Here is an 8,931-nt window from a genome sequence, read left to right as displayed (position 1 = left end):
GGAAAGAAACCATTGACAGCTTCAACACTTCCGAGAACCGGGGGCGCGAGGTATCGCATGGGCTGAACTATCAGAAGTTAGGCAAGCAGCTTATGACGGAAGATGAAATAGCAGTCATGGACGGCGGGAAATGTATTTTACAGCTTAGAGGGGTGCGCCCGTTCTTCTCTGATAAGTACGACATTACAAAGCACCCCAACTATAAATATCTTTCCGACTATGACAAGAAAAATACTTTTGATATGGAAAAGCATTTAAGGCGCAGACCCGCCCTTGTGAAGCCGGACGAAGCATTTGACTACTACGAAATCAGCGAAAGCGATTTGCAGGAGGACACCGACCATGAATAGACGTATCAGAAAGAAAAAGGACAAGAAAATCACAGAAGCCATAAACGGGCTTGTTTCGATTGCTGAACGACGGGAACAGCAGCGGCAGGCTGCTATCCGGCAATTTGTGAAACGGTGTGAAGCCCTGTATGAGCAGCAGCGAAAAGAAAGGAGGAATTGACGCAGTAACAAAGAAAAAGACAACTTGCATGATACGCGCCCCTACAAAAATTCCTATCGCCCACACTGACAACTGAATACCGCCGCGCGGCAGACATTTAGGCAGCGCGGGGACTTATGACCGCGGCAGTTTGAAAACTGACCGCCGTTTTTTATGCCCTTTTACGGGGCAAGCCGCATTTGCGGCAGAAAGGAGTTTTATGGAATTTTTCAATAGCGCAATCGGCGTATTACAGACTTTGGTTATCGCTCTTGGGGCAGGACTTGGTATTTGGGGCGTTATCAATCTCTTAGAGGGATATGGAAACGACAATCCGGGCGCGAAATCACAGGGCATTAAGCAGCTCATGGCGGGCGGCGGCGTTGCCTTATCGGCACTATCCTTGTACCTCTGCTTTCCGGCTTGTTCGGTTAAGCGCGGGTAGCTGCCTATGCAGAGCATACTTGACGCGATTAACGAATGGATAAAGGAAATCCTTATCGGAGCGATAAACGGTAATCTGTCAACTATGTTCGGGGACGTAAACGAAAAAGTCGGGACTATCGCAAACGAGGTAGGACAGACCCCGCAGGGTTGGAACGCAAACATTTTCAGCATGATACAGACCCTTTCTGAAAATGTAATCGTCCCGATTGCGGGGCTTGTCATTACCTATGTCCTATGCTACGAGCTTATCAGCATGGTAACGGAAAAGAACAATATGCACGACATAGAAACATTCATGTTCTTTAAGTGGATATTCAAAGCCTTTGTCGCGGTGTTTATCGTAACCAACACGTTCAACATCACAATGGCGGTCTTTGATATGGCGCAGCATATCGTTTCCGGCGCAGCGGGGGTTATAGGCGGCGATACGAATATCGACGTTGCCGAAGCCCTTGCCGCCATGCAGGAGGGGCTTGAAGATATGGAAATCCCCGAACTGCTCTTACTTGTGCTTGAAACAAGCCTTGTGAGCCTTTGCATGAAAATCATGTCCGTACTGATAACCGTTATCCTCTACGGCAGAATGATAGAGATTTACCTTTACTGTTCGGTATCGCCTATTCCATTTGCGACTATGACCAACAGAGAATGGGGACAGATTGGGAACAACTACCTAAAAGGGCTGTTCGCTCTTGGTTTTCAAGGCTTCCTCATTATGATATGTGTCGGTATTTACGCCGTACTGGTAAACGATATGATAATCGCAGACAATCTGCACAGCGCGGTATTTTCCCTTGCCGCCTATACGGTTATCCTCTGTTTTTCCCTGTTCAAATCCGGCACACTGGCAAAATCCATATTCAACGCCCACTAAGGGCAGAAAGGAGGTTTTTTCTTGGCGTATGTACCTGTACCAAAAGACCTATCCAAAGTCAAAACAAAAGTCGCTTTCAATCTGACAAAGCGGCAAATCGTTTGTTTTGCGGCGGCTCTCTTAATCGGACTGCCGCTGTTTTTTTTGCTCAAAGGCAGCGCAGGGACAAACCTTGCGGCTATGGCGATGATTGTCGTCATGCTCCCCTGTTTCCTGCTTGCCATGTATGAAAAACATGGGCAGCCCCTTGAAGTGGTGGTAAGAAATGTCATTCAGACAAAGTTTACCCGCCCAAAGGAGCGACCTTACAGAACCGAAAACCTATACGCTGTCTTGGAAAAGCAGCGAAACTTAGAAAAGGAGGTATCAGCGATTGTCAAAAGGACAAACAAAAAAGACGCGGGAAGCCGCAGGAAACAGGCGTAAGCTGACCCGCGCCGAAAAGAAACAGATTGCCGAAGCTATCCGAAAGGCAAAAGGCGACGGCAAAGCCCGCACCGCACAGCAGACCATTCCCTACCTTGCCATGTACCCGGACGGTATCTGCAAGGTTACGGAAAAAAGATATTCAAAGTGCGTCATGTTCGAGGATATCAATTATCAGCTTGCACAGGCAGACGATAAGACCGCCATTTTTGAAAACTGGTGCGATTTCCTCAACTACTTTGACGCGAGCGTGAGCGTGCAGCTTTCTTTCATCAATCAAGGAACGCAGCGGGAACAAGCAGAAAAAGCAATCTCTATCCCCGCACAGGAGGATGCTTTTAACTCTATCCGCACCGAGTATTCGGATATGCTGAAAAATCAGCTTAGTAAAGGCAACAACGGGCTTGTGAAGCACAAATACATTACCGTTACTGTTGAAGCCGATAACAAGGCGGCTGCAAAGTCAAGGCTTTCCCGTATCGAAACCGACGTGCTTAACAATTTCAAGGTGCTTGGCGTAACCGCCCGCCCCTTATCCGGCTATGAACGCTTAAAGGTGCTGCATGGGGTATTCCACCCGGAGGGCGAGCCGTTCTCCTTTTCCTTTGACTGGCTTACCCCGTCGGGGCTGTCTACAAAGGATTTTATCGCCCCGTCCTCTTTCCGTTTTGGCGAGGGCAGATATTTCCGCATGGGGCGTAAAATCGGCGCGGCGAGCTTCCTTGAAATCCTTGCGCCGGAACTCAACGACCGTATGCTTGCTGACATACTGGACTTGGAAACAGGTGTAATCGTCAACTTACATATCCGCAGTATCGACCAGTCGGAAGCAATCAAGACCATTAAGCGCAAAATCACAGACCTTGACAAGATGAAGATTGAGGAACAGAAAAAAGCGGTTAGAAGCGGCTATGACATGGATATAATCCCGTCCGACCTTGCCACCTTTGGCAGCGAAGCAAAGAACTTGTTGCAGGACTTACAGAGCCGCAACGAGCGAATGTTTCTCCTTACATTCCTTGTGGTAAACATGGCAGACACGAAGCGGAAACTGGAAAATGACATTTTCGCTGCGGCGGGTATCGCACAGAAATACAACTGCCGCCTGACACGCCTTGACTATCAGCAGGAAGCGGGGCTTTTATCCAGTGTGCCGATTGGGAAAAACCTTATCCCGATACAGCGGGGGCTTACCACATCAAGCACCGCTATTTTCATTCCCTTTATCACGCAGGAGCTTTTTCAGACGGGGCAAGCCCTGTACTATGGCTTGAACGCCCTTTCTAACAATATGATACTCTGCGACAGAAAGCAGCTCAAAAACCCAAACGGGCTTATCTTGGGAACGCCGGGAAGCGGTAAGAGTTTCGCCGCCAAAAGGGAAATGACAAATGCTTTCCTCATTACTGACGACGACATTATCATCTGCGACCCGGAAGCCGAGTATTTTTCCCTTGTGCAGCGTCTGAACGGGCAAGTGATACGGCTTTCCCCTACGGGCAGGGGCATTGACGGCAAGCCCCAGTATGTAAACCCTATGGATATAAACCTTAACTATTCCGAGGACGACAACCCGTTAGCCTTGAAATCTGATTTTATCCTTTCCCTCTGCGAGCTTGTCATTGGCGGCAAGGAGGGTTTGCAGCCTGTCGATAAGACCGTCATTGACAGGGCTGTAAGAAATGTGTACCGTCCGTTCCTTGCAGACCCCGACCCGGCAAAAATGCCTATCTTGGGCGACCTTTACGACGAGCTGTTAAGACAGCCGGAGCCGGAAGCTGCCCGTATCGCGGCGGCGTTGGAGCTGTATGTTTCCGGCAGCCTTAACGTATTCAACCACAGAACCAACGTGGAGCTTTCTAACCGCCTTGTCTGCTTTGATATAAAGCAGCTTGGGAAGCAGCTTAAAAAGTTAGGTATGCTCATTGTGCAAGACCAGACATGGAACAGGGTAACGATAAACCGGGCAGAAAAGAAATCCACCCGTTACTATATGGACGAGTTTCATTTGCTCTTAAAAGAGGAACAGACCGCCGCTTACAGCGTGGAGATTTGGAAGCGTTTCCGTAAATGGGGCGGTATCCCCACAGCCATTACGCAGAACGTCAAAGACCTTTTGGCAAGCCGCGAGGTGGAAAATATCTTTGAAAACAGCGATTTTGTCCTTATGCTCAATCAAGCGCAGGGCGACCGTACTATCCTGCAAAGCAGCTTAATATTTCCCCGCAGCAGATGAAGTATGTTACCCACACCGAAGCGGGCGAGGGGCTTATTTTCTATGGAAATGTGGTGTTGCCTTTTGTAGACCGCTTCCCGAAAGATACCGAGCTTTACAGGGTAATGACGACGAAGCCAGAGGAAGTGAGCAGCCTATGAAAACAGATGTGATTATCAACCGGGACGCGCTTGCCGCCTTAAAAGAACTGCCCTCTGAAAGCGTCCATTGCTGCGTTACAAGCCCGCCGTACTATGCGCTGCGGGACTATGGGCTTGACGCACAAATCGGACAGGAGGACACGCCGGAACAGTATATTGACAGGCTGACCTCTGTTTTTGGCGAGCTTTACCGGGTGCTTAGAAAGGACGGTACGTTATGGCTGAATATCGCAGACACCTATTGCGGCACAGGAAATAAAGGCGGCTATGCTGACCCGAAAAATCCAAAGGGGCGCACCGGACAGCGGATTGCAAGGAACAGCCGCGTTACCGGCTGCAAGCAAAAGGACTTAATCGGTATTCCCTGGCTCCTGGCGTTTTCCCTGCGGGAACAGGGGTGGTATCTTCGGAGCGATATTATATGGCAGAAACAAAATCCTATGCCGGAAAGCTGTAAAGACCGCCCGACACGCTGCTATGAACATATCTTCCTGCTTTCAAAAGAAAAGAAATATTACTATGACGCTGCCGCCATTGCGGAACCCTTAGCACCTACTACCGCAGAACGGTATCGCAGAGCGCGCAGCACCAACAGCAAATACACACAGGAAATCCCCGGACAAGGAAAGGTACAGGGACTAAACCGACCGCGGGACGGTGGCTACTATGACGACGCGCTCATGCCGACCACGCGGAACAAGCGGGACGTGTGGCTGATTAACACTGTCCCATATAAAGGGGCGCATTTTGCAGCTTTTCCCCCGAAATTAGCGGAAACCTGTATCTTGGCAGGCTGTCCCAAAGGCGGGATTGTCATAGACCCGTTTTTCGGAAGCGGTACCACAGGATTTGCAGCAAAAAGCCTTGACCGCCATTATATCGGGATTGAATTAAATGTAGAGTATTGCGCCCTTGCGAGGGCGCGGATTGGAGGTGCAGGACTATCAAGCAATTAAAACCACGCGATAAAATCACACAGAAAATGACCCGCGACGGCGTGGTGGAAGTAAACGAAACACAGCAGACCGCCGAGCGTATCAGCAGCCGGGAAGCAGACAGCGACTTTTCACAGCCGGACAGTGCCGCAGCGGAACGCATCATAGAACATCTTGACACAGCACATACTCGAAAGGGAAACAAAAAGGCTGTCAAGAAAGAGCAGGAAGCTACTGCTTTGCGTACTTCCACTTCCCGCTTACAGTTTACCGATGAGGAACGGGCAACGCCGGAACTGGAACCTTACATCAAAAAATCGGAAAAAGCCGCTGACCGACTGGACGCGGCAAAGGCAGCTATCCCAAAGCAAAAGAAACTGGTTAAGAAGCGCACCTTTGACGAAGCCGCAGGCAAGGCAAAGACCCGCTTACGCTTTGAAGAACAGGAAAAACCGATACCCGGCGGCAAAAAGGGAAACCCGCTGTCCCGCCCTGCACAGGAAGCAGGGATTTTCGTCCATAACAAGATACATTCCGTTGAAAAGGACAATTCCGGCGTTGAGGGGGCGCATAAATCAGAGGAACTTGCCGAGCGCGGCGCGAAATACGGAGCGCGGAAGTTAAAACAGGGCTACCGCAGCCATAAGCTCAAACCCTACCGGGAAGCAGCAAATGCAGAAAAGGCAGCATTTAAGGCAAACGTCAACTTCCAGTATCACAAGACGCTGCATGAGAACCCGCAGCTTACCTCTAACCCGCTTTCCCGTTTCATGCAGAAACAGCAGATAAAACGCCAGTATGCAAAGGCGGCAAAGAAAGGAGGGGCAAAAGCCGCAGCGGAAGCCACAAGAAAGACGGCGAAGAAAACCGCCGAGGAAACGAGGAAAGCCGCCGCATTTGCGGCAAGACACCCGGCGGGCATTTTGATTGCAGTTGCCGCGCTGCTTCTCTTTATTATGATTTCCGCAGGGCTGTCCTCTTGCGGGGCTATGTTTTCGGGCTTGACAAACGGGGTACTTGGCACGTCCTACACGTCCGAGGACAGCGACCTTGTGGCAACGGAACAGAACTACACCGCTATGGAAAATGCCCTGCAAAGTGAGATCGACAATATCGAAAGCACCCACCCCGGCTATGATGAATACCGCTACGACCTTGACAGTATCGGGCATAACCCCCACGAATTAGCGTCTTACTTGACCGCCCTCTTACAGAGCTACACCCCGCAGAGCGCACAGGCAGAGCTTGAACGTATCTTTGCCATGCAATACACCTTGACGCTGACCGAGGAAGTGGAAATACGCTACCGCACCGAAACAAGCACCGACCGGAAACCGGGGAAACCACCACCGAGGAAGTCCCTTATGAGTATTACATCTTGAATGTGAAACTAACAAACAAGCCTATTTCCGAGCTTGCGGAGAAACTTCTTACGCCGGAGCAGCTTGAAATGTACCGGGTGTATTTGGAAACAAGCGGCAACAAACCGCTGATTTTTGGCGGCGGTTCTCCCGACGGAAGCCCGTCCGAGGATTTAAGCGGCGTGGAGTTTGTAAACGGTACGCGCCCCGGAAATCAAGAGCTTATGGAGCTTGCAAAGCAGCAAGTCGGAAATGTGGGCGGCTACCCTTACTGGTCTTGGTACGGCTTTAACAGCCGCGTGGAATGGTGTGCCTGTTTTGTATCATGGTGCTACAATCAAGCCGGAAAAAGCGAACCGCGCTTTGCGGGCTGCGAATGGCAGGGTGTCCCTTGGTTTCAGTCAAGGGGACAATGGGGCGCACGCGGCTATGAGAATATCGCACCGGGCGACGCTATCTTTTTCGATTGGGATTTAGACGGCGTTGCCGACCATGTGGGGCTTGTGCTTGGCAGGGACGGCAGCCGCGTCTATACCGTTGAGGGCAATTCCGGCGACGCTTGCAAGATAAAGAGCTATGACCTTAACTATCAATGTATCAAAGGCTACGGCTGATGAACTGGTAAAGCAGCCCAAAAAAGAAAGGAGAAATGACCTATGGCAAACAATAAAATCGACCGTATCAATAAGGAAATCGCAAAGACCCGCGAGAAAATCACAGAGTATCAGAACAAGTTAAAAGGACTGGAAGCGCAGAAAACCGAAGCGGAAAACCTTGAAATCGTACAGCTTGTACGAGCTATGCGTCTGACCCCGCAGGAACTGAACGCTATGCTGTCCGGCGGCGGTATTCCCGGCATGACTGCCGCACCCGCAGAAGAAAACGAACAGGAGGAAAATGCAGATGAAGAATAAACTGAAAAAGACCATGACTGCCCTTTGTACCGCCCTTATCCTTATGGGCGGTTTTTCTGTCCCTGCCTATGCACAGGGCGCAGCCACAGAGCCGACCGCCGGGGACGCGACCAACGACAGCAACGTAGTTGTGGAGGAAAAAGAGGAAACGTCGCCCCTTACCCCAAAGGGAAACGCAACACTGGTTGACGATTACGGCGGCAATAAGCAGCTTATCACTGTTACCACCAAAAGCGGCAACTATTTCTATATCCTCATTGACCGCGCCGCCGAGGGCGAACAGACCGTACATTTCCTAAATCAAGTGGACGAAGCCGACCTTATGGCACTGACCGAAAACGGCGAAGCTGCCAAAAAGCCGGAAATCTGTAACTGTACGGAAAAATGCGAAGCCGGAAAGGTAAACACGTCCTGCCCGGTATGTGTTACCAGTATGACAGGCTGCACAGGCAAAGAACCCACCCCAACACCAACGGAGCAGCCGGAAGAACCGAAAGAAAAAGGCGGCAATCCCGGTGTGGTGCTTGCCTTAGTCCTCTTTGCCCTGCTTGGTGGCGGCGCAGCGTTCTACTACTTTAAGTTTATGAAGCCGAAGCAGAATGTAAAGGGCGATACCGACCTTGAAGATTTTGAATTTGAGGACTACGACGAGGACGAGCCGGAAGCAGATACCGGGGAAACTCCCGAAGATGAAGAAATGGAGGAAGAAACCCTATGACCCTGTTTACCGACAATCCCTTTGAAAAGATGATGATACAGAAACCGAACGGGCGGCGTGATAATGCGCCGCCTGTTCCTTATCCCCCGGCTTGCACTTCCTGCCCTTACAAGGGACAGTCCCCTTGTGTGGGGTACTGTGTCAAAAATTTGTCTTTGAAAACTTCTAAATAGACGCAATTATTCAAATATGATAAGATAAAAAGAAAAGGGAGTATAGCCTATGGAGAAAAAAACTTTGTTTGAAATACCTATTTATGCTATGAGCAAGAAAGAATTTAATAAAAGGTGGGATAAGCAAAAAAAGACCTTATATGATACATACATTAGTCATGGTCATTCTGAGGAAGATACGAAATATTATGTATCAAATTAGCTTTCCACGAAGTCTA

Annotated in this window: 7 protein-coding genes and 4 pseudogenes; all 11 read left to right on the top strand. The window is 49.9% G+C overall.

Translation table 11 applies throughout. The features are described 5' to 3' along the window. A pseudogene (locus DXA20_RS15595) lies at nucleotides 1-350 on the top strand (VirD4-like conjugal transfer protein, CD1115 family); the annotation flags it as partial. Beyond that, a complete protein-coding gene (locus DXA20_RS16480) occupies nucleotides 343-510 on the top strand; it encodes a hypothetical protein (protein ID WP_002610319.1) in 168 nt (55 codons plus the stop codon). The pseudogene DXA20_RS15595 and the gene DXA20_RS16480, both read left to right, overlap by 8 nt. A 199-nt stretch (nucleotides 511-709) precedes the next feature. Further along, nucleotides 710-924 (top strand): annotated as a pseudogene (locus DXA20_RS15590) (Maff2 family mobile element protein). A gap of 16 nt (nucleotides 925-940) precedes the next feature. Beyond that, nucleotides 941-1,810 (top strand): VirB6/TrbL-like conjugal transfer protein, CD1112 family, encoded by an 870-nt coding sequence (locus DXA20_RS15585; RefSeq protein ID WP_002610323.1) that lies wholly within the window; start codon nucleotides 941-943, stop codon nucleotides 1,808-1,810. 21 nt (nucleotides 1,811-1,831) lie between these two features. Beyond that, nucleotides 1,832-2,236: a PrgI family protein gene (locus DXA20_RS15580; protein ID WP_069411037.1), complete on the top strand. Its 405-nt coding sequence runs from the start codon at nucleotides 1,832-1,834 to the stop codon at nucleotides 2,234-2,236. Further along, nucleotides 2,184-4,612: pseudogene (locus DXA20_RS15575) on the top strand (VirB4-like conjugal transfer ATPase, CD1110 family). The gene DXA20_RS15580 and the pseudogene DXA20_RS15575 overlap by 53 nt, the downstream one beginning before the upstream one ends. Next, nucleotides 4,609-5,568: a DNA-methyltransferase gene (locus DXA20_RS15570; RefSeq protein ID WP_118288590.1), complete on the top strand. Its 960-nt coding sequence runs from the start codon at nucleotides 4,609-4,611 to the stop codon at nucleotides 5,566-5,568. Before DXA20_RS15575 ends, DXA20_RS15570 begins: the two are co-directional and overlap by 4 nt. A gap of 26 nt (nucleotides 5,569-5,594) precedes the next feature. Further along, nucleotides 5,595-7,533: pseudogene (locus DXA20_RS15565) on the top strand (CD1108 family mobile element protein). Between the two features lie 31 nt (nucleotides 7,534-7,564). Beyond that, nucleotides 7,565-7,822 carry a DUF4315 family protein gene (locus tag DXA20_RS15560; RefSeq protein ID WP_002610330.1) on the top strand — a complete coding sequence of 86 codons (258 nt, stop codon included), beginning with the start codon at nucleotides 7,565-7,567 and terminating at the stop codon, nucleotides 7,820-7,822. Continuing rightward, on the top strand, nucleotides 7,812-8,540 hold the full coding sequence (locus DXA20_RS15555; RefSeq protein ID WP_199663838.1) for a DUF4366 domain-containing protein: 729 nt from the start codon (nucleotides 7,812-7,814) through the stop codon (nucleotides 8,538-8,540). The genes DXA20_RS15560 and DXA20_RS15555 overlap by 11 nt, the downstream gene beginning before the upstream one ends. A gap of 222 nt (nucleotides 8,541-8,762) precedes the next feature. Then, nucleotides 8,763-8,915 carry a hypothetical protein gene (locus tag DXA20_RS16285; protein ID WP_158577262.1) on the top strand — a complete coding sequence of 51 codons (153 nt, stop codon included), beginning with the start codon at nucleotides 8,763-8,765 and terminating at the stop codon, nucleotides 8,913-8,915. Nucleotides 8,916-8,931: the final 16 nt, after the last annotated feature.

Origin of the sequence: Roseburia sp. AM59-24XD, assembly GCF_003478445.1 — a bacterium.
Classification (GTDB): Bacteria; Bacillota; Clostridia; order Lachnospirales; family Lachnospiraceae; genus Jutongia.
The sequence above is the reverse complement of the archived record's forward strand: the minus strand, read 5'-3'. Positions and strand labels throughout refer to the sequence as shown.